The 26283-nt window shown below is 61.5% G+C and carries 20 protein-coding genes; 11 read left to right on the top strand and 9 right to left on the bottom strand.

Annotated elements, in window-relative coordinates:
• Positions 1 to 178: 178 nt before the first annotated feature.
• Positions 179 to 991 (bottom strand): exodeoxyribonuclease III, encoded by an 813-nt coding sequence (xthA, locus tag BOP93_RS16410; RefSeq protein ID WP_104503458.1) that lies wholly within the window; start codon positions 989 to 991, stop codon positions 179 to 181.
• Between the two features lie 169 nt (positions 992 to 1160).
• Between xthA and BOP93_RS16405 the strand changes: the two genes are divergently transcribed.
• From BOP93_RS16405 to BOP93_RS16375, 7 genes are all read left to right on the top strand, one after another.
• Positions 1161 to 1811, top strand: a complete 651-nt coding sequence (locus tag BOP93_RS16405; RefSeq protein ID WP_104503457.1) for a GNAT family N-acetyltransferase — start codon at positions 1161 to 1163, stop codon at positions 1809 to 1811.
• 64 nt (positions 1812 to 1875) lie between these two features.
• Positions 1876 to 3603: an autotransporter assembly complex protein TamA gene (locus BOP93_RS16400; protein WP_104503456.1), complete on the top strand. Its 1728-nt coding sequence runs from the start codon at positions 1876 to 1878 to the stop codon at positions 3601 to 3603.
• The gene (locus tag BOP93_RS16395; protein ID WP_205885758.1) at positions 3603 to 7289 is read left to right on the top strand and encodes a translocation/assembly module TamB domain-containing protein; all 3687 of its coding nucleotides are present in this window, start codon (positions 3603 to 3605) and stop codon (positions 7287 to 7289) included. Before BOP93_RS16400 ends, BOP93_RS16395 begins: the two co-directional genes overlap by 1 nt.
• 238 nt (positions 7290 to 7527) lie before the next feature.
• Positions 7528 to 8001 carry a MarR family winged helix-turn-helix transcriptional regulator gene (locus BOP93_RS16390; RefSeq protein ID WP_104503454.1) on the top strand — a complete coding sequence of 158 codons (474 nt, stop codon included), beginning with the start codon at positions 7528 to 7530 and terminating at the stop codon, positions 7999 to 8001.
• On the top strand, positions 7998 to 9449 hold the full coding sequence (locus tag BOP93_RS16385; protein WP_104503453.1) for an efflux transporter outer membrane subunit: 1452 nt from the start codon (positions 7998 to 8000) through the stop codon (positions 9447 to 9449). Before BOP93_RS16390 ends, BOP93_RS16385 begins: the two co-directional genes overlap by 4 nt.
• Positions 9450 to 9464: 15 nt before the next feature.
• Positions 9465 to 10664, top strand: a complete 1200-nt coding sequence (locus tag BOP93_RS16380; RefSeq protein ID WP_104503452.1) for an efflux RND transporter periplasmic adaptor subunit — start codon at positions 9465 to 9467, stop codon at positions 10662 to 10664.
• Positions 10664 to 12193: a DHA2 family efflux MFS transporter permease subunit gene (locus BOP93_RS16375; protein WP_104503451.1), complete on the top strand. Its 1530-nt coding sequence runs from the start codon at positions 10664 to 10666 to the stop codon at positions 12191 to 12193. Before BOP93_RS16380 ends, BOP93_RS16375 begins: the two co-directional genes overlap by 1 nt.
• An 853-nt stretch (positions 12194 to 13046) precedes the next feature.
• On the opposite strand, the gene lpxH is transcribed toward BOP93_RS16375, so the two are convergent.
• Positions 13047 to 13796, bottom strand: a complete 750-nt coding sequence (gene lpxH / locus BOP93_RS16370) for a UDP-2,3-diacylglucosamine diphosphatase (protein WP_065894900.1) — start codon at positions 13794 to 13796, stop codon at positions 13047 to 13049.
• Positions 13793 to 14296, bottom strand: coding sequence for a peptidylprolyl isomerase (locus BOP93_RS16365; RefSeq protein ID WP_104503450.1), 504 nt, complete (start codon positions 14294 to 14296; stop codon positions 13793 to 13795). Before BOP93_RS16365 ends, lpxH begins: the two co-directional genes overlap by 4 nt.
• A 261-nt stretch (positions 14297 to 14557) precedes the next feature.
• Between BOP93_RS16365 and BOP93_RS16360 the strand changes: the two genes are divergently transcribed.
• The 4 genes from BOP93_RS16360 to BOP93_RS16340 all read left to right on the top strand — a co-directional run bounded on the left by BOP93_RS16360 (position 14558) and on the right by BOP93_RS16340 (position 20034).
• Positions 14558 to 16258, top strand: a complete 1701-nt coding sequence (locus BOP93_RS16360; protein WP_104503449.1) for a glutamine--tRNA ligase/YqeY domain fusion protein — start codon at positions 14558 to 14560, stop codon at positions 16256 to 16258.
• Between the two features lie 22 nt (positions 16259 to 16280).
• Positions 16281 to 17669: a cysteine--tRNA ligase gene (cysS, locus tag BOP93_RS16355; RefSeq protein WP_104503448.1), complete on the top strand. Its 1389-nt coding sequence runs from the start codon at positions 16281 to 16283 to the stop codon at positions 17667 to 17669.
• A gap of 423 nt (positions 17670 to 18092) precedes the next feature.
• Positions 18093 to 18857: a GNAT family N-acetyltransferase gene (locus tag BOP93_RS16345; RefSeq protein WP_104503446.1), complete on the top strand. Its 765-nt coding sequence runs from the start codon at positions 18093 to 18095 to the stop codon at positions 18855 to 18857.
• Between the two features lie 166 nt (positions 18858 to 19023).
• Entirely contained in the window at positions 19024 to 20034 is a 1011-nt protein-coding gene (locus BOP93_RS16340; protein WP_157943513.1) for an acyl-CoA dehydrogenase family protein, read from the top strand.
• Positions 20035 to 20144: 110 nt separating this feature from the next.
• Here the strand turns inward: BOP93_RS16340 and BOP93_RS16335 are convergent, their stop codons facing one another.
• Genes BOP93_RS16335 through BOP93_RS16310 form a run of 6 tightly spaced genes read right to left on the bottom strand, consistent with a single transcriptional unit; the run spans position 20145 to position 26187 of the window.
• Positions 20145 to 20483 carry a Na+/H+ antiporter subunit G gene (locus BOP93_RS16335; protein ID WP_104503444.1) on the bottom strand — a complete coding sequence of 113 codons (339 nt, stop codon included), beginning with the start codon at positions 20481 to 20483 and terminating at the stop codon, positions 20145 to 20147.
• Positions 20480 to 20758, bottom strand: a complete 279-nt coding sequence (locus BOP93_RS16330; RefSeq protein ID WP_104503443.1) for a K+/H+ antiporter subunit F — start codon at positions 20756 to 20758, stop codon at positions 20480 to 20482. The genes BOP93_RS16335 and BOP93_RS16330 overlap by 4 nt, the downstream gene beginning before the upstream one ends.
• The gene (locus BOP93_RS16325; protein WP_104503442.1) at positions 20755 to 21243 is read right to left on the bottom strand and encodes a Na+/H+ antiporter subunit E; all 489 of its coding nucleotides are present in this window, start codon (positions 21241 to 21243) and stop codon (positions 20755 to 20757) included. Before BOP93_RS16325 ends, BOP93_RS16330 begins: the two co-directional genes overlap by 4 nt.
• Entirely contained in the window at positions 21240 to 22922 is a 1683-nt protein-coding gene (locus BOP93_RS16320) for a monovalent cation/H+ antiporter subunit D (RefSeq protein ID WP_104503441.1), read from the bottom strand. Before BOP93_RS16320 ends, BOP93_RS16325 begins: the two co-directional genes overlap by 4 nt.
• A complete protein-coding gene (locus tag BOP93_RS16315; RefSeq protein WP_003192163.1) occupies positions 22919 to 23263 on the bottom strand; it encodes a Na+/H+ antiporter subunit C in 345 nt (114 codons plus the stop codon). The genes BOP93_RS16320 and BOP93_RS16315 overlap by 4 nt, the downstream gene beginning before the upstream one ends.
• Positions 23263 to 26187 (bottom strand): monovalent cation/H+ antiporter subunit A, encoded by a 2925-nt coding sequence (locus BOP93_RS16310; RefSeq protein WP_104503440.1) that lies wholly within the window; start codon positions 26185 to 26187, stop codon positions 23263 to 23265. Before BOP93_RS16310 ends, BOP93_RS16315 begins: the two co-directional genes overlap by 1 nt.
• Positions 26188 to 26283: the final 96 nt, after the last annotated feature.

Raw genomic sequence — 26283 nt, 5'->3', positions numbered from 1 at the left:
TGTGGAAGGGGGCTTGCCCTGGCCCTTTTGTAGGAGCGAGCTTGCTCGCGAAAAACTCACAGGCACCGCGTTCGTTCAGTAAATACGCGGTATCGTTGACGTTTTTCGCGAGCAAGCTCGCTCCTACAGAGGGCCAGGGCGTGCCCTCTCCCACAGTTGATCGAGTAGTGTCAGGGAATTAACTCAATTCCAACCAGATCGGCGCATGGTCCGACGGCTTTTCCAATGCCCGCAGATCATAATCGACGCCGGCATCCTTGACCCGTGGGAGCAAGCCGTTGGACGCCATGATCACGTCAATGCGCAGCCCACGCTTGGGCTCGTCCTCAAAGCCACGGCTGCGGTAATCGAACCAGCTGAAACGGTCGGTCACTTCAGGGTTCAGGTGACGGAAGCTGTCCACCAGGCCCCAGTTTTTCAGGCGGGCCATCCATTCGCGCTCTTCGGGCAGGAAGCTGCACTTGCCGGTTTTCAGCCAGCGTTTGGCGTTGTCGGCGCCGATACCGATGTCGCAGTCTTGCGGGGAAATATTCACGTCGCCCATCACCACCAGCGCCTGGTCATTACTGAACCGGCTTTCCAGCAGTTGCTGCAGGTCTTCATAGAAGCGCTGCTTGGCCGGGAATTTGGTGGGGTGGTCGCGGCTTTCGCCCTGGGGAAAGTAGCCGTTCATGATGACGACCGGGTTGCCGCTCTCGTCGGCAAAGGTGCCCCAGATAAAACGGCGCTGGGCGTCTTCTTCATCGGTGGCAAAACCTTTGTGCACATCCAACGCTTCCTTGCGCGAGAGCAGGGCCACACCGTAGTGGCCTTTCTGGCCATGGTAGTAAACGTGATAGCCCAGCGCCTGGACTTCGGCCAGCGGGAACTGGTCGTCGTGCACCTTGGTTTCCTGCAGGCCAATGACGTCCGGCTGGTGTTTTTCAATCAGCGCCGCCAGCTGATGAGGGCGGGCACGCAGCCCGTTGATATTGAAGGAGACGATTTTCATGGTCGGCGGTCCAGTCTGGCAAAAGGGCGATGCTAGCCGACAAGTCGGACGGGGGCCAGCGTGGCGGTAGGATGCATGCGCTGCTAATGTCTGGGAACGACTGGCGCTGCGCAGGTTCGTACCCATAAGAACGCCATCTTTTTGAATGGCGTCCAGGAGATTGATTGTTATGCCTGACACCTCGACGGCAGCTGCCGAGATTCGCCTGCTCAACAGCGGTTATTCCCGCGAAGCGCGTTCCCTGTTGTACCAGGCCTACCGTCACGAACCGACCTTCGCCTACATCTTCGAAGCCGAGCGTCCAGGTTATGAACAGCGGGTACGCGCAACAGTGCGCGAGCTGGTCAAGCAGCACTTCTTTCAGAAACTTCCGGCCATCGGCCTGTTCGTCAACGACCGTTTGATTGGCGTCGCCCTTATCGCGCCGCCGCAACGGCGCCTGGGCATCACCGAGAGCTGGGCGTGGCAGATCCGCATGTGGTTGAGCACCGGTGTGCGCGGTACGCGGCGCTACCTCGAATACCATCAGGCCGTATTGGCGTGCCTGCCCGGTGAGTCGGTGCATGTGTTGCCGTTGCTGGGTATTCACCCGCAGTTGCAAGGCCAGCACTATGGCGAACAATTGCTCGAAGCCGTCCACAATTGGTGCGCCGATGACCAGCACTCCTCGGGCGTGGTGCTCGACACGGGCAACTCCCGTTACCTGGATTTCTATAAGCGCCAGGGCTATGAGGAAATCGGTGAAATTGCCGTAGGACCTGTCTTGGAGCATGTGTTTTTTCATCCCAATCCCCAGGCGTCAAATGCTGCAACGGCCTGAGACAGAATTATTCAGATAAATCCGAGTTCAAAGTACCTCTCTCGCTCGTGTAGCATCCGCGCCTATGAAGTTTCCAGGAAGATTTACCAGCGGCTTGATTCTGCTGTTCACAAGCTGTGGCGCATTGGCGCAAAGCGAACTGGACGTGCGGATCAAACCCTCAAATGACGCGCTGAAAGCCAACATCGAAGGCTACATCGGCAGTGTTGGCGATCGTGACGAAGAAGCCCTGCTGCGATTCAGCCGTGGCGCCGAAGAGCAGGCGCGCAAAGCGGCCCAGGCGCTGGGCTTCTATCAGCCGCGGATCGCCAGCGAGGTGAAGGGCGGCAAGAACCCGCGCCTGACCCTGACCGTCGACCCCGGCGAGCCGGTGCACCTGCGCAACGTGACCTTGCGCGTCGATGGCCCGGCGGCGAACCTCAAGGCCTTTCGTGTGCCCGCCAGTGACGACCTCAAGCCGGGCGCGGTGCTCAATCACGGCCATTACGATGACGCCAAGCGCCTGATCCAGAATCAGGCGTCGCGCTATGGCTTTTTCAGCGGGCGTTTTACCCGTCAGAAACTGGCCGTAGACCCTCAAGCGGGCGTGGCTGACATCGAACTCGTTTACGACAGCGGCCCGCGCTACAACATGGGCAAGGTCAGCTTCAGCGGCGACACGCCCTTTGACGAAGAGCTGTTGCAGCGCATGGTGCCGTTCAAGCCAGGTACACCCTATGACTCCGAACTGATCGCCGAACTCAACCAGAACCTGCAGGCCAGTGGCTTTTTCGAAAGCGTGCGCGTGGACGCCAGCCCCGCGGCCTCAAGCAATGACGTGATTCCGGTGGCCGTGCAACTGGACACGCGCAAGCCCCGCACCATGGGGCTGGGCCTGGGGTTCTCGACGGACGTCGGCCCGCGGGGCAAGGCCAACTGGACGCGCCACTGGGTCAATCCCCAGGGCCACAGTTATGGCTGGGAAGCCGAGTTGTCCGCGCCGCGCCAGAACGTCGGCCTGTGGTACGACATTCCGCTGGACCCTCCGCTCACCGACAAATTGCGTTTTGCCGGCGGCTATCAGAATGAAGAGATCGCCAACACCGACACCCTGAGCAAGCTGCTCACCCTCGGCCCCGAATGGCACAGCAAGTTGCCCAGCGGTTGGACCCGGGTCATCTCGCTCAAATACCAGCGTGAAGAGTATCGCCTGGGCAATGACTCGGGCTTGAGTAACCTGGTGATGCCGGGCATCAGCTACTCCTACCTGCGCAGCGACAACCGCATCGATCCGCACAACGGCTATCGCCTGATGTTCGACAGCAAAGTCGCCAAGGAAGGGCTCGGTTCCGACACCAACCTGCTGTATGGCACCGCCACGATCAAGGGCCTGACCACCTTGTGGGATAACCACCGGTTCCTGGGCCGCGCGCAAGTCGGCGGCAGTGCCACCAATGGCTATCAGTCGGTGCCGCCGTCGCTGCGCTTCTTCGCCGGTGGCGACCAGAGCGTGCGCGGTTATGAATACCAGACCCTGTCGCCGGAAAACGACCGTGGCGACCGCATCGGCGGCCGCTACATGGTGGCGCTGAGCGCCGAGTATCAATATTCCATCACTGAGAAATGGCGGATCGCGACCTTTATCGATCAGGGCAACTCGTTCAATACGCTGGACATGCCCAGCCTGAAAACCGGCGTGGGTGTGGGGGTGCGCTGGGTCTCGCCCGTGGGTCCGATCCGCCTCGACCTGGCCCATGCCCTGGAAGATCCGGGCGGCATTCGATTGCACTTTTCCATGGGGCCTGAGCTGTGATGCGTGGTTTGAAAATAGCGGGGCTGGCATTGATCGCCGTCCTCGCGCTGTTGCTGTTGACGCTGTGGGCGCTGCTGGGTACCCAGGCCGGCAGTCGCTGGGTACTGGGCCAGGTGCCGGGCTTGAGCGTGGAGAATTTTCACGGACGCCTGGGCGGGCAGTGGAGCGCCGACCACCTGCTGTGGCAGCAGGACGGCAGCCGCGTCGAGCTCAATGCGCCGACGTTTGACTGGTCGCCGGGTTGCCTGTTGCGCATGACCTTGTGCATCAACCGGCTGGATGTGGACCAGGTCAGCCTGACATTTGCACCCAGTACCGAAGAAAGCGACAGCGGGCCGATCCAACTGCCCGACCTGAAGCTGCCGGTTGCTATCCAATTGGGCGATGTTCGTATCGGCAGCCTGCTGTTCAACGGCAGTGAAGCACTCAAGGGCTTGCAACTGGCGGCGCATTGGACCGCCGCCGGCATGCAGATCGACTCCGTTCATGTGCAGCGCGACGACCTGGTGCTGGACCTCGCCGGCCTGCTGCAACCCACAGGCGATTGGCCGCTCAATGCCACCGGCACGCTCAGTTTGCCCTACGCTCCGGGTGGCGCACCCTGGACCGTCACGCTCAACATCAACGGCGACCTGCTCAAGACCCTCAAGCTCGACGCCGACAGCAGCGGTTACCTGCCGGCCAAGCTCAGTGGCGAGCTGCAACCCCTGGCGGAAAACCTGCCGGCGCAGTTGCGCATCACCTCCGAGGCGTTCAAGCCCAGCGCCGATCTGCCCGACACCTTGCAACTCAACCAGTTGGACCTGAGCGCCAAGGGCGACCTTAAAGCGGGTTATCAGTTGCTGGGCAAGGCGGTATTACCGGCGCAAAAAGGCCCGGTGGATTTACTGCTGCAAGGCAAGGTCGACGCCAAGGGCGCGCAGATCGCCGGCCTCAACTTGAATGCCGGCGACAAGCAAAGCCTCAAGCTCAGCGCCAACCTGGACTGGCAGCAAGGTTTCAGCGCCGATGCCAAAATCGACTGGCTGGACTTCCCCTGGCAGCGCCTCTATCCGCTGATCGACGAACCGCAGGTGGCCTTGCGCACCTTCAACGGTGAAGTTTCCTATAAGGATGGCAACTACCTGGGCAACCTCAAGGCCGACCTTGACGGCCCGGCGGGCGCCTTCACGGTGGTCACGCCGTTCAGCGGCGACCTCAAGCAAGTGTTCCTGCCCGAACTGAAATTGAGCGCCGGCCAGGGCAAGGCCGAGGGCCATCTGAACCTACAGTTCGCCGACGGTATCGCCTGGGACACCGCGCTGGACCTGTCGGCATTGAACCCGGCGTACTGGGTCGCCGAATTGCCCGGCACCCTGGCCGGGCCGCTGCGCAGCAAAGGCGAATTCAAGAACGAGCAGCTCCAGCTCAACGCCGACCTCGACCTCAAGGGTCGCCTGCGCGGACAGGCCGCCGTGTTTGCAGCCAAGGCCGAAGGCGCGGGGCCGCAATGGACCCTTGCCAACCTGGACATCCGCCTGGGCGACAACCGCATCAACGGCAGCGGCAGCCTGCAGCAACGCCTGGCCGGGCAGATCGACATCAAACTGGCGCGCCTGGCCCAGCTCTGGCCGCAACTGCGCGGGCAGGTCAATGGCCGCCTTGATGTCGCCGGCACCTTGCAGGCGCCCCAAGGCAAGCTTGCCCTCAAGGGCCAGCAACTGGCATTGGCCGACAACCGCCTGCAAAGCCTCAACCTCGACGCCACACTGGACAGCGCCCAGCGCGCCAGGCTCGACCTCAAGGGCAGCGGCATCCAGAGCGGCGAGACCCAGGTCGGCACGCTCACCGCCAGCGCCCAGGGCGATATCAAGAACCAGAAGGTTCAACTGGACCTGGCCGGACCATTGCTCAAATTGGCCCTGGCCCTGGATGGCAACCTCGACAACGGCAACTGGCGTGGGCGCCTGGCCAGTGGTGACGTACAAGCCGGCGGCCAGGACTGGCGCCTGCAAGCCCCGGCGAAAATCGAGCGCCTGGCCGATGGCAAGCTGACCTTCGCCGCGCACTGCTGGGTGTCCGGTGGCGCCAGCCTGTGTGGCGAAGACCAGCGCCTGATGCCCGAGCCCAAGCTGCGCTACCACCTCAAGCAATTCCCTATCGACAGTCTTGCGGCGTTCCTGCCCAAAGACTTCGCCTGGCAGGGCAGGCTCAATGCCGACGTACAACTCGACCTGCCGGCCAGCGGCCCGAAGGGCGTGGTCTCGGTAGACGCCGGTGGCGGCAAGCTGCGGGTGCGGGACAAGGGCCAATGGCTGGATTTCCCTTACGACACCCTGAAGCTGGAAACCACGCTCAACCCCAAGCGTATCGATACCCAGCTCAACTTTCGTGGCGGCAAGCTCGGTGAACTGCTGTTGCAGGCGCAGATCAACCCGCTGCCGGCCAACAAGCCGATCACCGGCAACTTCAGCCTCACCGGCCTGGACCTCGCCGTGGCGCGACCCTTTGTGCCGATGGTGGAAAAGCTCAACGGCAAGCTCAACGGCAATGGCCGCATCTCCGGCGGTTTGCTCGCGCCCCTGGTTAACGGCAACGTGAATCTGGTGGACGGTGAAGTCTCGGGTCCTGAACTGCCCATCAGCCTCGAGGGCCTGAACCTGCAGGCGCAGATCGCCGGCGAAAGCGTGCAGCTTGACGGCGGCTGGCACAGCGGCAAGGCCGGGCAGGGCAGCCTCAAGGGCCAGATCGACTGGGGCCGCGCCCTGGTGGTCGACCTCAGCCTCAAGGGCTCGCAACTGCCGGTCACCGTCGAGCCCTATGCCAAGCTGGAAGTGGCTCCCGACCTGAAGATCAGCCTCAAGGACGACAAGCTGGCGATTGCCGGCAAGGTGCACATTCCGCGCGGCGATATCACTGTGCGCGAGCTGCCGCCCTCGACGGTCAAGGTGTCCGATGACACGGTGATCGTCGGCAGCCAGACCGAAGAAGGCAAACCGCCGATGGCGATGGCCATGGATATCGACGTGGAAGTGGGCGAAGACCAGCTCAACTTCGCCGGCTTCGGCCTCACCGCCAAAGTGCAGGGCCATGTGCATATCGGCGACAACATGGACACCCGTGGCGAGCTGTGGCTCAACGACGGCCGCTACCGCGCCTACGGCCAGCGCCTCAACGTGCGCCGTGCACGGCTGTTGTTTGCCGGGCCGTTGGACCAACCGTTCCTGGATATCGAAGCGGTGCGTGTGGTGGTCGAATCGTCCCGCACCGTGACCGCCGGGATTCGCCTGAGCGGCAGCGCCGAGCAGCCGACCACGCAGATCTTCTCCGAGCCCGCCATGGCGCAGGAGGACGCGCTGTCCTACCTGGTGCTGGGACGTTCGCGCACCAACAACGGTGAAGACAACAACATGCTTGCCGAAGCCGCCCTGGGCCTGGGCTTGATGGGCAGCGCAGGCGTGACCTCGGATATCGCCAACAAATTGGGCATTCAGGATTTCGATCTGGATACTCAAGGCACTGGCAACAGCACGGCCGTGGTGGCCAGCGGCAAGATCAACGAGAAGCTCAGCCTGCGTTATGGGGTTGGGGTGTTCGAACCGGCCAACACCATTGCCTTGCGTTATTTGTTGAGCAAGAAGGTGTACCTGGAAGTGGCCACAGGCGTGGCCAGCTCCCTGGATATCTTCTACAAGCGCGACTTCTAAGCCGTATTCGGTGAAAAAATGTGGGAGGGGGCTTGCCCCCGATAGCGGTGGGTCAGCTATAGATTAGCTGACTGAAAGATCGCAATCGGGGGCAAGCCCCCTCCCACATGGACAACTATTTTCACTCAAGCTTTCCGCCAACTACCAAGCAACCTAACTATTCCATTTGACATTCGCTGCCTAAGCAGTAATATCGTGTCACACATTCACTGCCTAGGCAGTAATAAGGTGACTTTCGATGCCTCACTTCACCCCTGACAACTTCCACAACTGCCATCTCGGCCTGTTGCTGGGCCGCGCTGCGATTCTCAAGGACCGCATCATCGACACCCATATGGAACCCCACGGCATCACCGCCGCGCAGTTCAAGGTGTTGATCATCATGGCCCAGTTCGGCGTCGATACCCCGGCCGAGTTATGCCGTCACCTGTCTCTGGACAGCGGTTCGATGACGCGCATGCTCGACCGGCTGGAGCAGAAAGACTTGCTCAGCCGCAGACGTTCCGAACTGGACCGCCGCCAGGTGCAGTTGGTGCTGACCGCCGACGGCCAGCGCCTGGCGGACATGCTGCCGCACATCGGCGCCCAGGCCCTCAATCAACTGGCCGGCGTTCTCGAGACGGGCGAGTTGGAAACCCTGGAACGCATCCTCAAGAAAATTCTGATCGCCGCAGGTGACCCCATCACGATCCAGCGGGTAGGTAACCAATGAATATACGCGCACTCAGCCTGGTGCTGGCGGCGATGACGCTGGCCGGTTGCGCCAACTACAGCGGCCTCGACACCCAGGGCCAACGCCTCGACGCCAATACCCTGCAAACAGGTAAATCCCTCAGCGGTGTGACACTGTCGAGCGCCGCCTGGCCGGCGGCTGACTGGTGGAAAAGCCTCGGCGACCCACAGCTCGACGGGTTGATCCAGGAAGCGCTGCAAAACAGCCCCGACATGCAAGTGGCCGACGCGCGCGCCCACCAGGCCGAAGCGGCGGCCTATGCCGCCAACGCCGCGCGCATGCCTACTCTGGATGCCAGCGCAGGTGTGAGCCGCTCGCGCCTGGCCAAGGACCAGGACCCACGCGGGCAGGGCGATGCCTATTCGACGGTGCGCAACATCGGCGCCAGCTTCAACTACAACTTCGACCTCTGGGGCGGCCAGCGTGCAGCCTGGGAAGCCGCCCTGGGCGAGGCCCGGGCCGCCGAAGTCGACCAGCAGGCCGCGCGCCTTACCCTGGCCGCCAACGTCGCCAAGGCCTACAGCGATCTGGGCCAGGCGCACATCGTGCGTGATCTGGCGGTCGATGACCTCAAGCGCACCCGTCAGATGCTCGACCTGAGCAAGCGCCGCCTGAGTTCCGGTATCGACAGCGAGTACCAGTACCAGCAGACCGAAAGCCTGGAAGCCAGCTCCCAGTCACAACTGATTGACGCGGAAAAACAGCTGCAAAGTGCCAAGATCGCGTTGGCTGTGTTGCTCGGCAAAGGCCCGGACCGCGGTGACGAGTTGGCTCGCCCAACGGTGCTCAAACCCAGCGCCGTGGCCGTGCCCGCAGTGTTGCCTGCCGAGCTGCTCGGCCGTCGCCCGGACCTGGTCGCCGCACGCTGGCGAGTAGAGGCAGCGAGCAAGAACATCGACGCCAGCAAGACCCGTTTCTACCCCAACCTCAACCTGAGCGCGAGCGCAGGCGCCGAGTCGTTGCTGGGTGATGCGATGTTCGGTTCGGCCAGCCGCTTCTTCAATATCGCGCCGACGATCTCGTTGCCGATCTTCGACGGCGGCCGCTTGCGCGCCGACCTCGATGCCCGCGACGCCGACTACGACCTGGCCGTGGCCCAGTACAACAAGACCCTGGTGCAAGCCCTCGGCGATATCGGCACCACCCTGTCGCAACTGCGCGACACCGGGCGGCAGATCCAGGCCCAGCAACACGCCGCCGACATCGCGCAGCAGTCCTACGACACCGGGGTGCAGCGCTACAGCTCCGGCATCGGTAATTACCTGGATGTGCTCAGCATCGAGCAGCAACTGCTGCAGGCCCAGCGTCAGTTGGCAAGCCTGAATGCTGCGCAGATCGATCTGTCGATTCAATTGATGCAGGCCCTGGGTGGCGGGTTCAACGCCAACAACGTCGCCGCGACCACCCCAGCCACCCGCACGGAATAATTTGAGGTATTTGTCATGGCCACTGCCGACAGCAACAATGCAACTGAACAACCCAAAGACAACAACCCGCGCAAACGCAAAGTCATGCTGATCGGCCTGGCGCTGATCGTCATCTTAGGTGTCGTTGGCGTGTGGGCCTGGTACGAGTTGTACGGGCGCTTCAATGAAAGTACCGATGACGCCTATGTAAATGGCAACGTGGTGGAAATCACTCCGCTGGTCACCGGCACCGTGGTCAGCATCGGCGCCGACGATGGCGACCTGGTCCATGAAGGCCAGGTGCTGGTCAACTTCGACCCCAACGACGCCGCCGTCGGCCTGCAAAGCGCCCAGGCCAACCTGGCCCGCACCGTGCGCCAGGTGCGTGGCTTGTACAGCAACGTCGATGGCATGAAAGCCCAGGTCAACGCGCAGAAAGCTGACGTGCAGACGGCCCAGGACAACTACAACCGACGCAAGACCCTGGCCCAGGGCGGGGCGATTTCCCAGGAAGAACTGTCCCACGCCCGCGATAGCCTGACCGCGGCGAAAAACGCCTTGACCAACCTTGAGCAGCAACTCAAGACCACCAACGCCCTGGTGGATGACACGGTGATTTCGTCTCACCCGGATGTGCAAGCCGCCGCCGCGCAACTGCGCCAGGCTTACCTGACCAACGCGCGCAGCACCTTGATCGCGCCCGTCACCGGTTATGTGGCCAAGCGCACCGTGCAACTGGGCCAGCGCGTCCAGCCGGGTACCGCGCTGATGGCGGTGATTCCGCTGGACCAGCTGTGGATCGATGCCAACTTCAAGGAAACCCAGCTGCGTGATATGCGCATCGGCCAGCCGGTGGACATCGAGTCGGACATCTACGGCAGCGACGTGAAGTACAGCGGCACCGTCGACAGCCTCGGCGCCGGTACCGGCAGCGCATTTGCCCTGTTGCCCGCGCAGAACGCCACCGGCAACTGGATCAAGATCGTGCAGCGCGTACCGGTGCGCATCCATATCAATGCCGAAGAACTGGCCAAGCACCCGCTGCGCGTTGGCTTGAGCACCGTGGTCAATGTGGACCTGCACGACCAGAGCGGCCCGGTCCTGGCGCAACAGCCGCCGCAGAAGGCCTCGTTCACCACCAACGTGTATGACCGTCAACTGGCCGAGGCCGATGCCATGATCAACCAGTTGATCCATGACAACAGCGTCGCCGCCCCCAAGGCTGCGCAACGCTGATGAGCAATAACGCCTCGTTCACGCCACCCAGCCTGTTGATGGCCACTATCGGGCTGTCGCTGGCGACCTTCATGCAGGTGCTCGACACCACCATCGCCAACGTGGCGTTGCCGACCATTTCCGGCAACCTGGGCGTGAGTTCGGAGCAGGGCACGTGGGTCATTACCTCGTTTGCGGTGAGCAACGCCATTGCCTTGCCGCTCACCGGTTGGTTGAGCCGGCGCTTCGGCGAGGTGAAGCTGTTCCTGTGGGCGACCATGCTGTTCGTGCTGGCCTCGTTCCTGTGCGGTATTTCCACCTCGATGCCCGAGTTGATCGGCTTTCGCGTGCTGCAAGGGCTGGTGGCGGGGCCGTTGTACCCGATGACCCAGACGCTGCTGATCGCGGTCTACCCACCGGCCAAGCGCGGCATGGCCCTGGCGCTATTGGCGATGGTCACGGTGGTGGCGCCGATTGCGGGACCGATCCTCGGCGGCTGGATCACCGACAGCTACAGCTGGCCGTGGATCTTCTTCATCAACGTGCCGATCGGCATCTTTGCGGTGATGGTGGTGCGTGCGCAGTTGAAGAAACGCCCGGTGGTCACCAGCTACCAGCCGATGGACTATGTGGGGTTGTTGAGCCTGATCGTCGGTGTCGGCGCCTTGCAGATCATCCTCGACAAGGGCAATGACCTGGACTGGTTCGAATCCAACTTCATCATTATCGGTGCAGTGATCTCGGCGATTGCCCTGGCGGTGTTCGTGATCTGGGAGATGACCGACAAGCACCCGGTGGTGAACCTGCGCCTGTTCGCCTACCGCAACTTCCGCATCGGCACCATTGTGTTGATCGGCGGGTACGCGGGCTTCTTTGGCATCAACCTGATCCTGCCGCAGTGGCTGCAAACCCAGATGGGCTACACCGCCACCTGGGCCGGCCTGGCGGTGGCGCCGATCGGCATTCTGCCGGTGCTGATGTCACCGTTCGTGGGCAAATACGCGCACAAATTCGACTTGCGCCTGCTGGCGGGGTTGTCGTTCCTGGCGATGGGCTTGAGCTGCTTCATGCGCGCAGGCTTCACCAATGAGGTGGACTTCACCCATATCGCCCTGGTGCAGCTGTTCATGGGGATCGGCGTGGCGCTGTTCTTCATGCCGACCTTGAGCATCCTGATGTCCGACCTGCCGCCGCAGCAGATTGCCGACGGCGCGGGGCTGGCAACGTTCTTGCGCACCTTGGGCGGCAGCTTCGCGGCCTCGCTCACCACCTGGATCTGGATTCGCCGCGCCGATCAGCACCATGCGTACATGAGCGAGAACATGACCACTTATGACTCGGCCACGCGCGAGGCGATACAGGCGCTCGGCGGGGCGGGGCACAAAGCGTATGCGCAGTTGGACCAGATCCTCACTAGCCAGGCCTACATGATGTCCACCGTGGACTACTTCACGTTGATGGGGTGGATCTTCGCGGGCTTGATGTTGCTGGTGTGGCTGGCCAAGCCGCCGTTTACCGCGAAAGCGGGGCCTGCGGCTTCGGGGCACTGACTGCCCGGGGCTGAAATGCAATCAACTGTGGGAGGGGGCTTGCCCCCGATGGCGGTGGGTCAGTCACAGATGCATCAACTGACACTCCCTCATCGGGGGCAAGCCCCCTCCCACATTGGATGTGTGTTGTCAGGTACCAAGCGCCTGGCAGCGCCAACTGTGGATTGTTGCTGGTATGGCTGGCCAAGCCGCCGTTTGGCGCGAAAACCGGGCCGGAAGCAAGCGGCCACTGATCCGAACGGATTGGAACGCAATCAACTGTGGGAGGGGGCTTGCCCCCGATGGCGGTGGGTCAGTCACAGATGCATCAACTGACACACCCTCATCGGGGGCAAGCCCCCTCCCACATTGGATGTGTGTTGTCAGGTATCAAGCGCCTGGCAGCGCCAACTGTGGATTGTTGCTGGTATGGCTGGCCAAGCCGCCGTTTGGCGCGAAAACCGGGCCGGAAGCAAGCGGCCACTGATCCGAACGGATTGGAACGCAATCAACTGTGGGAGGGGGCTTGCCCCCGATGGCGGTGGGTCAGTCACAGATGTACCAACTGACACTCCCTCATCGGGGGCAAGCCCCCTCCCACATTGGATGTGTGTTGTCAGGTATCAAGCGCCAGGCAGGGCCAACTGCGGATTGTTGCTGGTATGGCTGGCCAAGCCGCCGTTTGGCGCGAAAGCCGGGCCGGTAGCAAGCGGCCACTGATCCGAACGGATTGGAACGCAATCAACTGTGGGAGGGGGCTTGCCCCCGATAGCGGTGGGTCAGTCACAGATGCATCAACTGACACTCCCTCATCGGGGGCAAGCCCCCTCCCACAGTTTGATCTCTGTTCACATGGGATCAGTGGTGTTGCGGATCAAGCGCCGGGAAGGGCCAACTGCGGATTGACGAAGTCAAACGCCGCCAGTTGAAAGCCTTGCTCATCCACCTGCAACGCCCAGCCTTGCTTGTCCCAATCCCCCAGCACAATCCGCTTGGCCGCCTGGTCGCCAATCTGCAACTTATGAATGGCGGGGCGGTGGGTATGGCCGTGGACCAGGGTGCGCACGCCGAATTGCTGCATCACTCGCGGTACTTCTTCGGCGGTGACATCGACAATGTCGTTGGCTTTCATGCGCGTCTGTGCACGGCTCTCGCTGCGCAGCTTTCGCGCCAGCTTGTGGCGTGTGCCCAGAGGCAGATGGCGCAGGATAAACAGTACAATCGGGTTACGCAGGATGCGCCGCAGCTTCATATAGCCGAGGTCGCGGGTGCAGAGGCTGTCGCCGTGCATCAGCAGCACGGGCTCGCCATAAAACTGCACGACACTCGGGTCCTTGAGCAAGCTGGCGCCTGCGGCTTTACAGAACGCCTTGCCGATCAGGAAATCGCGGTTGCCGTGCATGATGAAAATCGCGGTGCCGCTGTCGCTCAGTTCGCGCAGCGCGTCACAGATGGAACGCTGGAACGCGGTCATCCCATCGTCGCCAATCCAGGCTTCGAAGAAGTCCCCCAGAATGTACAACGCCTGGGCACCACGGGCGCGGCCGTGGAGCAGATCCAGAAACGCCCGGGTGATGTCCGGGCGTTCCTCTTCCAGATGCAAGTCTGAAATCAGCAATATCACCCAACGATCTCGGCTTTCTCGACGATCACGTCTTCGACTGGAACGTCCTGGTGACCGGCTTTGGACGTGGTGGACACGCCTTTGATCTTGTCGACGACGTCCTGGCCTTCGGTGACTTTACCGAATACGGCGTAACCCCAGCCCTGCACGTTCTTGCCGCTGTGGTTGAGGAAAGCGTTGTCAGCCACGTTGATGAAGAACTGCGCGGAGGCCGAATGCGGCTCCATGGTACGGGCCATGGCGACGGTGTACTTGTCGTTGGAAAGGCCGTTGTCCGCTTCGTTCTGGATGCTTGGGCGCTTGTCTTTCTTCTCTTTCATGCCTGGCTCGAAACCGCCGCCCTGGATCATGAAGTTGCCGATGACACGGTGGAAAACGGTGTTTTCGTAGTGGCCGGCGTTGACGTACTCGATGAAGTTGGCGACGGTGATCGGCGCTTTCTCGGCGTTCAACTCGATGACGATGTCACCGTGGTTGGTGGTCAGTTTGACTTGAGTCATGTTCACTACTCTTTTCAGGGAATTCGTGGGTTTGAGTGCCCGGGGCACCTTACCTGTCTGGCTTAAACGACGGCCAAGGCGCGCAGTTTAGCGTGCCCCGCAGGAATTTCGAGGTGGTTTTTTACCGCCCCGGCCATAAAAGCAGTAATTAAACAGCAGTTTTCGGTCCCGGCCTGTCAGTGTCTTGACTGCATCGGCTATTATGAGCCCTTTGTTTTATCTGGCCCCACCTGGCCACGAACCTGTCTGTTCAAGGATCCTATGAGCAAGCCCACTGTCGACTCTACCCCGAATGCCAAGGCCGGACCTGCCGTCCCGGTCAATTTCCTGCGCCCGATCATCCAGGCGGACCTGGATTCGGGCAAGCACACGCAGATCGTCACCCGTTTCCCGCCAGAGCCCAACGGCTACCTGCACATCGGTCACGCCAAGTCGATCTGCGTGAACTTCGGTCTGGCCCAGGAGTTCGGTGGCGTCACTCACCTGCGTTTCGACGACACCAACCCGGCCAAGGAAGACCAGGAGTACATCGACGCCATCGAAAGCGACGTGAAGTGGCTGGGCTTCGAGTGGTCCGGTGAAGTGCGCTATGCCTCGCAGTACTTCGACCAGTTGCACGACTGGGCCGTGGAGCTGATCAAGGCCGGCAAGGCCTACGTTGACGACCTTAGCCCGGAACAGGCCAAGGAATATCGTGGCACGCTGACCGAGCCGGGCAAGAACAGCCCGTTCCGCGACCGTTCGGTGGAGGAGAACCTGGACTGGTTCGCCCGTATGCGCGCCGGCGAATTCCCGGACGGCGCCCGCGTACTGCGCGCCAAGATCGACATGGCCTCGCCGAACATGAACCTGCGCGATCCGATCATGTACCGCATCCGCCATGCCCACCACCACCAGACCGGTGACAAATGGTGCATCTACCCCAACTATGACTTCACCCACGGTCAGTCGGACGCCATCGAAGGCATCACTCACTCCATCTGCACCCTGGAGTTCGAGAGCCATCGTCCGCTGTACGAATGGTTCCTGAGCAACCTGCCGGTACCGGCCCAGCCGCGCCAGTACGAGTTCAGCCGCCTGAACCTGAACTACACCATCACCAGCAAGCGCAAGCTCAAGCAACTGGTGGATGAAAAGCACGTGCATGGCTGGGATGACCCGCGCATGTCGACCCTGTCGGGCTTCCGCCGTCGCGGCTACACCCCGGCGTCGATCCGTAACTTCTGCGACATGGTCGGCACCAACCGCTCCGACGGCGTGGTTGACTTCGGCATGCTCGAGTTCAGCATCCGCCAGGACCTCGACGCGAACGCGCCGCGGGCCATGTGCGTGCTGCGTCCCTTGAAAGTCGTGATCACCAACTACCCGGAAGGCCAGGTCGAGAACCTCGAACTGCCGCGTCATCCGCAGAAAGAAGAACTCGGCGTGCGCAAGCTGCCGTTTGCCCGTGAAATCTACATCGACCGCGATGACTTCATGGAAGAACCGCCAAAAGGCTACAAGCGCCTGGAGCCGAACGGCGAAGTGCGCCTGCGCGGCAGCTACGTGATCCGTGCCGACGAAGCGATCAAGGACGCCGACGGCAACATCGTCGAACTGCGTTGCTCCTACGACCCGGACACCCTGGGCAAGAACCCTGAAGGCCGCAAGGTCAAGGGCGTGGTTCACTGGGTGCCGGCCGCTGCCAGCATCGAGTGCGAAGTGCGTTTGTACGATCGTCTGTTCCGCTCGCCGAATCCTGAAAAGGCCGAAGACAGCGCCAGTTTCCTCGACAACATCAACCCTGACTCCCTGCAAGTGCTCACCGGTTGTCGTGCCGAACCCTCTTTGGGCGACGCACAGCCGGAAGACCGGTTCCAGTTCGAGCGCGAAGGTTACTTCTGCGCGGATATCAAGGACTCGAAACCGGGTCAGCCGGTATTCAACCGTACCGTGACCTTGCGAGATTCGTGGGGCCAGTGATTCAAGTTTTAAGGGAAACATCGTGCTAACCATCTACAACACGCTCAGCAAGACCAAAGAAGTCTTCAAGCCGCTCGATGGCAACAAGGTGCGCATGTACGTGTGCGGCATGACCGTGTACGACTACTGCCACATCGGCCACGGCCGCAGCATGGTTGCCTTCGACCTGGTGACCCGCTGGTTGCGCTTCAGCGGCTATGACTTGACCTATGTGCGCAACATCACCGACATCGACGACAAGATCATCAATCGTGCCAACGAGAACGGCGAGGCGTTCGACGCGCTCACCGAGCGCATGATCGCCGCGATGCACGAGGACGAGGCACGCCTCAATATCCTCAAGCCGGACATGGAGCCGCGTGCCACGGACCACATTCCGGGCATGCACGCGATGATCCAGACCCTGATCGACAAGGGCTACGCCTACGCCCCAGGCAATGGCGACGTGTACTACCGCGTCGCCAAGTTCATGGGCTACGGCAAGCTGTCGCGCAAGAAGATCGAAGACCTGCGCATCGGCGCGCGCATTGAAGTCGACGAAGCCAAGCAGGACCCGCTTGACTTTGTGCTGTGGAAAGCCACCAAGCCCGGCGAGCCGAGTTGGGAATCGCCGTGGGGCGCCGGGCGTCCGGGCTGGCACATCGAATGCTCGGTGATGTCCACCTGCTGCCTGGGCGAGACCTTCGACATTCATGGCGGCGGCAGCGACCTGGAATTCCCGCACCACGAAAACGAAATCGCCCAGAGCGAAGCCGCCACCGGCAAGACCTACGCCAACGCCTGGATGCACTGCGGCATGATCCGCATCAATGGCGAGAAGATGTCCAAGTCCTTGAACAACTTCTTCACCATCCGCGACGTGCTGGAAAAGTACCATCCGGAAGTGGTGCGTTACCTGCTGGTGTCCAGCCACTACCGCAGCGCCATCAACTACTCGGAGGACAACCTCAAGGACGCCAAGGGCGCCCTGGAGCGGTTCTACCATGCGTTGAAAGGCTTGCCCGCAGTGGCCCCGGCTGGCGGCGAAGCCTTCGTGGCACGCTTTACCGACGTCATGAACGACGACTTCGGTACGCCGGAAGCCTGTGCGGTGCTGTTCGAAATGGTGCGTGAGATCAACCGTCTGCGCGAGACGGATATCGACGCAGCGGCAGGCCTGGCGGCGCGCTTGAAAGAGCTGGCCAGCGTGCTGGGCGTATTGCAGATGGAAGCCGATGACTTCCTGCAGGCAGGCGCCGAAGGTCGTGTGGATGCCACGCAGGTGGATGCGCTGATCCAGGCGCGTCTGGCTGCGCGGGCTGGTAAAGACTGGGCGCAATCGGACCGTATCCGTGACCAACTGACCGCGATGGGTGTGGTCCTGGAAGACGGCAAGGGTGGGACGACATGGCGGTTGGCGGATCAGGCCTGATTGTTCACCCGATCCAAATGTGGGAGGGGGCTTGCCCCCGATAGCGGTAGTTCAGTCAGTTCATCTGCAACTGACCCACCGCCATCGGGAGCAAGCTCCCTCCCGCTTTTTTTTCCGTGCTCACTTGCTCAGTCTTCGGGTTCAGATCTATCTCTACGCTGCGCATGGGAATGCATCCCGTGACGCTCTGCGTCACACGTACGCACCTGAGTTGTTGCAGCGACCGCTGAACGCTGTGCAGCCATTTCCCGAACAAGAACCCTGAACGCTGTGGGAATTTACTGGCGGTCAACGGGCTGCTTTTTCCCATATGTTTAGTCTTACCGAATTCACCCGAGGTTTCAGAGTTTCCTTACAGTCCCCCCCTCAAGAGTGGCAGGTAATGTTTTGTTTGTTACTTGGTGTAATAAGAAGGGGACATATATGCAAATGCTCACACAGACCGCGGATGCGGGTTCGGGCTTGCCGCCTCATATTGGTAAGTTGATTATTGGTCTTGCCAATACGCCAGAGCAACTGCGAGAGGTACAAGCCCTTCGTTATAGCGTTTTCAATGAAACATTCCAGACACCGGCACTTGCAAATGCGCAAGCACTGCATGTCGACGAGTTTGATGACTATTGCGACCATTTGATGGTGCGAGATACCACCACGGGGGTTGTGGTCGGTACGTATCGTGTCATGAGCCCGACGGCCGCCCGACACATGGGACACTACTATTCGGACAAAGAATTCGACCTGAGCCGACTGGATCCTCTACGTGCCCATATTATCGAAGCGGGGCATGCCTGCGTGCACCCTGACTACCGAAGCGGTAGCGTCATCATGCTGCTATGGTCGGGCTTGGCAACGTATATGCAACGTGAAGGCTGTGATTACTTGATGGGGTGTGCCAGCGTCAGTCTGGCGGATGGCGGTCATCACGCATCAGCGATCTATCATTCGTTTACACCCGAACAATTTGCGCCGCCTGAATATCGTGTCATTCCCTATGCGCCGTTTGCGGTTCATGAAATCCAAGCTGAAAAACCTGTATCCATGCCGCCTTTGTTAAAAGGTTATTTGCGCAGTGGTGCGTGGGTGTGTGGCAAGCCTGCCTGGGACTCGGACTTCCAGACTGCTGATTTCTTTATGTTGTTGCCGTTATCGAATTTGAACCAGCGTTATGCGCGCCACTATTTGAAGTGAATAGCCGCACTGCATCCGGAAGGTTGGATATTTAAGACTAATGAAGGGTTTGAACAGTATGTTTTTGACAGAAGAACGAACTACGGCGTTGGAGTTGGTACCGCAACTGGCAGCGTGTCTTGAGTCCGCATCGCTGTTGGAACTTGAGCGAGGAGCGTCTCAGCGATTGGCTGATCTGTTTCGAACAGCGGGTCGGCCTGGGCTTGCCATTGCGCAGGTGCTGGGTGGCGGGGGCGTCAGTGCACGTAAGTTGGCGCAGTTGCATACGTGGGTCGGCGCTCATTGCCCTTCTCTGGCGGTGATGATGACCATGCACCACCACACCGTCGCGGGCATGATGGCGGCCAGTCACTTCTTTCCTGACCTTGAAGGGCTGCTGAGCATCGTTGCACGCAACGACTTGTTGGTTGCGTCCGGGTTCGCCGAAGGCCGCGCGCATTCGGATATCCTGGCCTCGACCATGGCCGTGGAAAAAACCGCCGAGGGTTACGTGGTCAATGGCAGCAAGAAACCTTGCACCATGACCCATCATTTCGACGTGATTACGTTTGGTGTCAATTACGTTGATTCAGAAGGTCATACTCATTTAGGCATCGGCGCGGGGCTGGCGGGTGATCCCTGTATCGAGCGGAAAAAGTTCTGGTCCGTTCCCCATTTGCAGGCAGCTGACAGCCACGAGGTCCGGTTCAATAACCTGGTGGTTCCTGAGTCCATGATGCATTTCAGCAAAACCGTGGATGAGCAGCTCGGTGAGGATAAACAGGGAACGGGTAACCATTTGTTTGCGATCTGGTTCCAGTTGCTGGCTTCAGCATCCTACCTGGGCATGGCGAGCGCATTAGCGTCGCGCGCACTGACGGCGGGTAAAGGTTCGGCGCAGGATCGGGCGCAGTTGTTGATTGATCTGCAAGGGGCGAAGATGGCGTTGCAGGGGTTGGCGACGTCGATAGATGAAAACCGATTCCTGCGCGCTGACCTGGCGCGTGCTCAGGCCACACGCTTCTCGGTGCAGGAGGCAGTCAACCGTATTGGCACGCGCGCTTTCGAACTCATGGGGGGTATGGCGTTCATGTCATCTGAAGAGGTCGCCTATCTGCTGGTGGCAACGCGAGTGCTGGCGTTCCATCCGACGTCCAAGGTCGCCAGCAGTGCATTTCTGTGTGAGCAGTTGAGCTAGTGTGGGAGTGGGCTTGCTGCGATAGCGGTGGATCAGTCAGCTCATCTGTAACTGACCCACCGCAATCGGGGGCAAGCCCCCTCCCACATTTTTAACCGTGCCCGCTTTAATCAGCGGCGACTGCTGACCTCGGCAGGCACGTCATCGCCGGCCATACGCTTGCGGAACAAGGCAGTACGCGCCAGCAGCAGGGTGGTCACTGGCACGGTGATCGACAGCAGAATCGGAATCAACCAGCCGTGCAGCACCGGCCCGGACTTGAGCACCGAAAAATAGATGATCGACGCGAGCGCCACGCACCACGCGCCCAGTGTCGAAGCCAGCGCCGGCGGGTGCATGCGCTGGAAGAAATCCTTCATGCGCAACAGCCCAAGCGCGCCGATCAGCGCAAACAGGCTGCTCAGGACCAGCAGCAAACCGACGACGATTTCCATCCATAACGGCATCATTCAATCACCTCCCCACGCAACAGGAATTTGGCCAGGGCGAACGAGCCGACAAAGCCGAACAGCGCTATCAGCAGCGCCGCTTCAAAGTAGGTGTCGCTGGCATAACGGATGCCCAACACCAGCATCATCAGCATCGCCAGGATGTACAGATAATCCAGCGCCAGTACCCGGTCCTGGGCTGACGGGCCTTTGAACAGGCGGATCAACGTCAGCACCATCGCCAGGGAGAACAGGAACAGGCTGCACAGGATCGCATTGGAGAGCAGGGCGCTCATTCGAAGATCTCCATCAGGGGCCGTTCGTAGGCGGATTTGAAGTGCTCGATAAACTGCGCCTCATCGTCCAGATCGAACACATGCAGCAGCAGGACACTGCGGTCCAGCGCCAGTTCCGACCAGATCGTGCCAGGAATCACCGTGGTGATCATCGACAGCGCCGCGAGGCCGTTGGGACTGCGCAGGTCGATGGGGATTTTGATGAAGCGCGCGCGCGGCGGGCGTGAGCCGCACGTCAGGACACCCCAGGCCACTTGCAGGTTGGAAACGATGACGTCGCGCCCCACCAGCAGGAACAGGCGCAGGATCACGCCGGGACGGCGCAGGCTGATCGGTTGCGGGCGCAGTGGGGCCATCATCAGCGGTGCAAGCACGCCCAACAGCACACCGAGCAGCAGGTTGCCGGGGCTCACGGACAGATTCAGCACCAGCCACAGCCCGAGCAAGGCCAGCGACAACCACGGGGCGGGAAACAGGCGCTTCATGGTTGCACCTCCAGGGCCGCTGCCTGGGCTTCGGGACTCGGCACCGGGCGCGTCGCCATCACCGCCATCACGTAGCTTTCCGGGTTGTTCAGGCTCTTGGCGGTGGCCAGCGTGTAGCGCATCAGTGGCTCGGCCTTGAAGGTCAGCGCGATGCTCAGGCCCAGCAGCAGGAAGATCGGTACACACTCGTAGCGGCGCAGCAGGGGCGAGGGCCGTTCTTCCGGGGTCCAGAAACGCTGGATGCCAAGCCGGGCGAAGGCAATCAGCGAGGCCAGCCCCGACAGGATCAACAGCGCCACCAAGCCCCAGGCCGCCGGGCGGATGGGCTCATCCACCGCGTTGCCGAGGCCCAGCGGATTGACCAGCGCATGCAGCAGACTGAGCTTGCCGATAAACCCGGACAGTGGCGGCATGCCGATGATCAGCAGCGCGCAGGCCACAAAACTCAGGCCCAGGAACGCCATGGTCCAGGGGATCACCTGGCCGATCACGGCTTTCTGTTCATCGTCGAGGTTGACGCCGGGCCGTGGATGCAGGGATTCCATGGCCTTGGGCAGGGCGTCGATTTCCTCGTCCAGCGGCAGGTCATTGGCCGAGCGCGAGCGTTCGATCAATTCCGCGAGCAAAAACAGCGCGCTCAACGCCAGGGTGGAGCTGACCAGATAGAACAGCGCCCCGGCCGTCAGGCTGGGCTGGGCGAACCCCACGGCCGACAGCAGGATGCCAGCCGATACCAGGATGCTCAGGCTTGCCATGCGCTCCAGGCGCTGCGCCGCCAGCATCGCCAGCGCCGCGCAGATGATCGTCGCCATGCCGCCGTACACCAGCCAGTCACCGCCAAACAACGCCGACGCGCCGGCCTGGCCGGAAAACAGCAAGGTCCACAGGCGCAGCACGGTGTACACGCCCACTTTGGTCATGATCGCGAACATCGCCGCCACCGGCGCGCTGGCCGACGAGTAGGCGGGGGCCAGCCAGAAGTTCAGCGGCCACATGCCGGCCTTGGCCAGGAACGCGGTGGCCAGGATCGCCGCACCGGCGTGCAGCAGGCCGCGATCGGCCTCCGGCACCAGAGGAATTTTCAGTGCCAGGTCAGCGAAGTTCAGTGTGCCGGTCACGCCGTAGATCATCGCCGCACCGATCAAAAACAGCGACGACGCCAGCAGGTTGATCGCGATGTAATGCAGCCCCGACGATACTCGGGCGCGGCCGGAACCGTGCAGCATCAGGCCGTAGGAGGCCGCCAGCAACACCTCGAAGAACACGAACAGATTGAACAGGTCGGCGGTGAGGAAAGCACCGTACAGGCCCATCATCTGCACCTGGAACAGCGCATGGAAACTGGTGCCGGCACGGTCCCAGCGGGCCATGGCGAACATCAGCGCGCTGACGCCGATGATCCCGGTCAGCACCAGCATCAGCGCTGACAGTTGATCCACCACCAGCACGATACCGAACGGCACTTGCCAGTTGCCCGGCAGGTACACGCCGATCGAGCCGGGGCCGCCTTGTTGTGTCCAGTACAGCAGCAATACGGCGATGCCCAGGCCGATGATGCTGGAGAACAGATTGATCCTGGCTTTGAGCGGGCGGCGCTTCTCGCCGAGCATCAGCATCAGCGCCGCAGTCAGTAACGGCAGCAGGATCGGCGCAACGATCAGTTGGTTGACCCAATTCATTCCTTGGGCTCCCGGCCGTCCACATGGTCAGTACCGGTCAGGCCGCGGGAGGCCAGCAGCACCACCAGGAACAACGCGGTCATGGCGAAGCTGATCACGATGGCCGTGAGCACCAGCGCCTGGGGCAGGGGGTCGGTGTAGTTGAGCAGGTCTTGGGGCACGCCGTCCTTGATGATCGGTTCCTTGCCGATAAACAGGCTGCCCATGCTGAAAATGAACAGGTTGACTCCGTAGGACAACAGGCACAGGCCCATCACCACCTGGAACGTCCGTGGGCGCAGGATCAACCAGACGCCGGAAGCCGCCAGGACCCCAATGGCAATTGCAATGACTTCTTCCATCAGGCGGCAGCTCCTTGTGGGTTGACGACGGCTTTGGGCTGGTTGCTCGGTTTATGCGCGCGCACCGACTGGTGGCCGAGGGCGGTGAGCATCAGCAGGGTCGAGCCTACGACCATGGCGTACACGCCGACATCGAAGAACAACGCGCTGGCGATATGGATGTCGCCCAGCACCGGCACGCTCAGATGCCAGGTATGGGTGGTGAGGAACGGGTAGCCGGCAAACAGCGCGCCGAGCCCGGTGAGCGTCGCCGCCAGCAGGCCGAAGCCCATCCAGCGCATCGGCCGCAGGCTCATCTGCGCTTCGACCCACTGCGTGCCGGCCACCATGTATTGCAGGATAAACGCCACCGACATCACCAGCCCGGCGACAAAACCGCCGCCCGGCTGGTTATGGCCGCGCATGAACAGGTAGAACGACACCACCATCGCGATCGGCAACAGCAGGCGTACCAGCACCGCCGGCACCATCATGAAGCCCAGGGCGGTGTCGCTGGCCTGGCGCGGGTTGACCAGGTCGGTGGCCACGTCCGGCGCCAGCTGGCGCTGTTGCGGCGGCAGTTCCATGCTTTCTTTCGACGGGCGAAAGCGTCGCAGCAGGGCGTATACGGTCAGTGCCACCGCACCGAGCACGGTGATTTCGCCAAGGGTATCGAAGCCGCGGAAGTCCACCAGCATCACGTTCACCACATTGCTGCCGCCACCCTCGGGCAGGGCGCGACTGAGGTAGAACGAGGAGATATCGTTGGGGGTCTGGCGGGTCAGCATCGCATAGGACAACAGCGCCATGCCGCCGCCGACCACGGTGGACAGCAGGAAGTCGCGCACCCGGCGGATCCGCGCCTTGCGCAGGGTGTTGGGCAGTGGCCACACTTCTTCGATCCGTCGTGGCAGCCAGCGCAGGCCGAGCAGGATCAACACGGTGGTGACCACTTCCACCACCAGTTGCGTCAGGGCCAGGTCCGGCGCCGAGAACCACACGAAGGTAATGCAGGTCATCAGGCCGCACACGCTGACCATGGTCAGGGCCGCCAGCCGGTGATACTTGGCCTGCCAAGCGGCGCCCAGCGCGCAGGCAATCGCCAGCACCCACAGGGTGACGAACACGACGGAGCCGGGGATTTTCGGCCGGTCACCCCAGGTCAAACCGCTGTTGAGCATCGGGATCATGGCGCCGATCACCGCCACGATCACCAGCAGGAACAATTGGGTTTGCAGGCGCTTAGTGCTGATGCGTTTTTCGATCTTGCGCACGCCGCGCATCATCACCACCAGGCAACGCTCGAAGCCGCGCTTGCCGTTGAAATAGCCAATCAGCGGCGGGTAGGTGAAACGGCCACGCTTGAGTTGCTTGCGCAGCATCAGATACAGCACCACACCGCCGGACATGGCCACCAGGCTCATGATCATCGGCGCGTTCCAGCCGTGCCAGATCGCCAGGCTGTATTCAGGCAGCGCGCCGCCCACCACCGGCAAGGCGGCGGCAGCCAGGATCGAGCCGACCATCTGCGCCGGGAAGATGCCCACCAGCAGACAGGTGAACACCAGCAGTTCAACCGGTGCGCGCATCCAGCGTGGCGGTTCGTGCGGGGTATGCGGCAGGTCGGTCGCCGGTGGGCCGAAGAACACGTCCACGGTGAACCGCAACGCATAGGCCACGCTGAACGTACCGGCGATGGTCGCGATCACGGGCAGCATGACTTCCACCCATTTTGTCGACGAGATGAATACGGTTTCGGCGAAGAACATCTCTTTGGACAGGAAACCATTGAGCAACGGCACGCCGGCCATCGAGGCACTCGCTACCATCGCCAGGGTGGCGGTAAACGGGATCAGGCGCACCAGCCCACTGAGCTTGCGGATATCCCGCGTGCCACTTTCGTGGTCGATAATGCCCGCCGCCATGAACAGCGAGGCCTTGAAGGTGGCGTGGTTGAGAATATGGAACACAGCCGCGACGGCGGCCAGCGGGCTGTTGAGGCCCAGCAGCAACGTGATCAGCCCGAGGTGGCTGATGGTGGAATAGGCCAGCAAGCCCTTGAGATCATTTTGAAACATGGCGCAGTAAGCGCCGAGGAGGAGGGTGAGCGCGCCGGCACCGCCGACGATCCAGAACCACTCTTCGCTGCCGGACAGCGACGGCCACAGGCGGGCCAGCAGGAACACGCCGGCCTTCACCATTGTCGCCGAATGCAGATAAGCCGAAACCGGAGTGGGCGCGGCCATGGCGTGGGGCAGCCAGAAATGGAAGGGGAACTGCGCGCTTTTGCTCAAGGCGCCGATCAGCACCAGGGCCAGCATGACCGGGTACAGTGAGTGCGCGCGAATCTGATCGCCCGCCGCCAGCACCTGGTCCAGGTCGTAGCTGCCGACGATATGCCCCAGCAGCATCACCCCGGCCAGCAGGCACAAGCCGCCTGCGCCGGTGACCATCAGCGCCATATACGCACCACGCCGCGCATCGGCGCGGTGGTGCCAGTAACCGATCAACAGGAAGGAAAACAGGCTGGTCAGTTCCCAGAAAAACACGATCTGGATCAGGTTGCCGGAAATCACCAACCCGAGCATGGCGCCCATAAAGGCCAGGAAAAACGCGAAGAAGCGCGGCACCGGATCGTCCGGCGACATGTAGTAACGCGCATACAGCGACACCAGAGTCCCGATGCCCAGCACCAGCATCGAGAACAGCCAGGCAAACCCGTCCATGCGCAGCACGAAGTTCAGCCCAAGACTGGGCAACCACATGAATTCTTCACGGATGACGCCACCGTGGGCGATCTGGGGGTAGAGCAGGGCGACTTGAACGGTGCCGACCAGAGCCACCAGGCCGGCCAGCAGGGATTCGCTATTACGTGCATTGTGCGGCAGCAAGGCCGCCAGACAGCTGCCAATGAATGGCAGAAGCAGTAGAACTATCAGGGACATAGGCTTCTAATCTGCGGGAGTTTGGGATGCATCATACGTGCCGCTTTCGCGATCACCAAACGGCAAGATGTGGCAGGATCCTACAAGGTAGGCTGA

It is taken from the genome of Pseudomonas orientalis, from assembly GCF_002934065.1.
Taxonomy (GTDB): domain Bacteria; phylum Pseudomonadota; class Gammaproteobacteria; order Pseudomonadales; family Pseudomonadaceae; genus Aquipseudomonas; species Aquipseudomonas orientalis_A.
Note: the sequence above shows the minus strand (reverse complement) of the source record. Positions and strands in the feature narration are given on the sequence as shown.

Bases quoted from the DNA above. Each gene is read 5' to 3' on its own strand.
- BOP93_RS16325 (WP_104503442.1), bottom strand. From the start codon at position 21,243: ATGAAGCGCCTGTTTCCCGCCCCGTGGTTGTCGCTGGCCTTGCTCGGG.
- BOP93_RS16335 (WP_104503444.1), bottom strand. From the start codon at position 20,483: ATGATGCCGTTATGGATGGAAATCGTCGTCGGTTTGCTGCTGGTCCTG.
- BOP93_RS16385 (WP_104503453.1), top strand. From the start codon at position 7,998: ATGAATATACGCGCACTCAGCCTGGTGCTGGCGGCGATGACGCTGGCC.
- BOP93_RS16320 (WP_104503441.1), bottom strand. From the start codon at position 22,922: ATGAATTGGGTCAACCAACTGATCGTTGCGCCGATCCTGCTGCCGTTA.
- BOP93_RS16400 (WP_104503456.1), top strand. From the start codon at position 1,876: ATGAAGTTTCCAGGAAGATTTACCAGCGGCTTGATTCTGCTGTTCACA.
- xthA (WP_104503458.1), bottom strand. From the start codon at position 991: ATGAAAATCGTCTCCTTCAATATCAACGGGCTGCGTGCCCGCCCTCAT.
- BOP93_RS16365 (WP_104503450.1), bottom strand. From the start codon at position 14,296: ATGACTCAAGTCAAACTGACCACCAACCACGGTGACATCGTCATCGAG.
- BOP93_RS16390 (WP_104503454.1), top strand. From the start codon at position 7,528: ATGCCTCACTTCACCCCTGACAACTTCCACAACTGCCATCTCGGCCTG.
- BOP93_RS16310 (WP_104503440.1), bottom strand. From the start codon at position 26,187: ATGTCCCTGATAGTTCTACTGCTTCTGCCATTCATTGGCAGCTGTCTG.
- BOP93_RS16345 (WP_104503446.1), top strand. From the start codon at position 18,093: ATGCAAATGCTCACACAGACCGCGGATGCGGGTTCGGGCTTGCCGCCT.
- BOP93_RS16395 (WP_205885758.1), top strand. From the start codon at position 3,603: ATGCGTGGTTTGAAAATAGCGGGGCTGGCATTGATCGCCGTCCTCGCG.
- BOP93_RS16330 (WP_104503443.1), bottom strand. From the start codon at position 20,758: ATGAGCGCCCTGCTCTCCAATGCGATCCTGTGCAGCCTGTTCCTGTTC.
- BOP93_RS16405 (WP_104503457.1), top strand. From the start codon at position 1,161: ATGCCTGACACCTCGACGGCAGCTGCCGAGATTCGCCTGCTCAACAGC.
- BOP93_RS16375 (WP_104503451.1), top strand. From the start codon at position 10,664: ATGAGCAATAACGCCTCGTTCACGCCACCCAGCCTGTTGATGGCCACT.
- BOP93_RS16360 (WP_104503449.1), top strand. From the start codon at position 14,558: ATGAGCAAGCCCACTGTCGACTCTACCCCGAATGCCAAGGCCGGACCT.
- BOP93_RS16380 (WP_104503452.1), top strand. From the start codon at position 9,465: ATGGCCACTGCCGACAGCAACAATGCAACTGAACAACCCAAAGACAAC.
- BOP93_RS16315 (WP_003192163.1), bottom strand. From the start codon at position 23,263: ATGGAAGAAGTCATTGCAATTGCCATTGGGGTCCTGGCGGCTTCCGGC.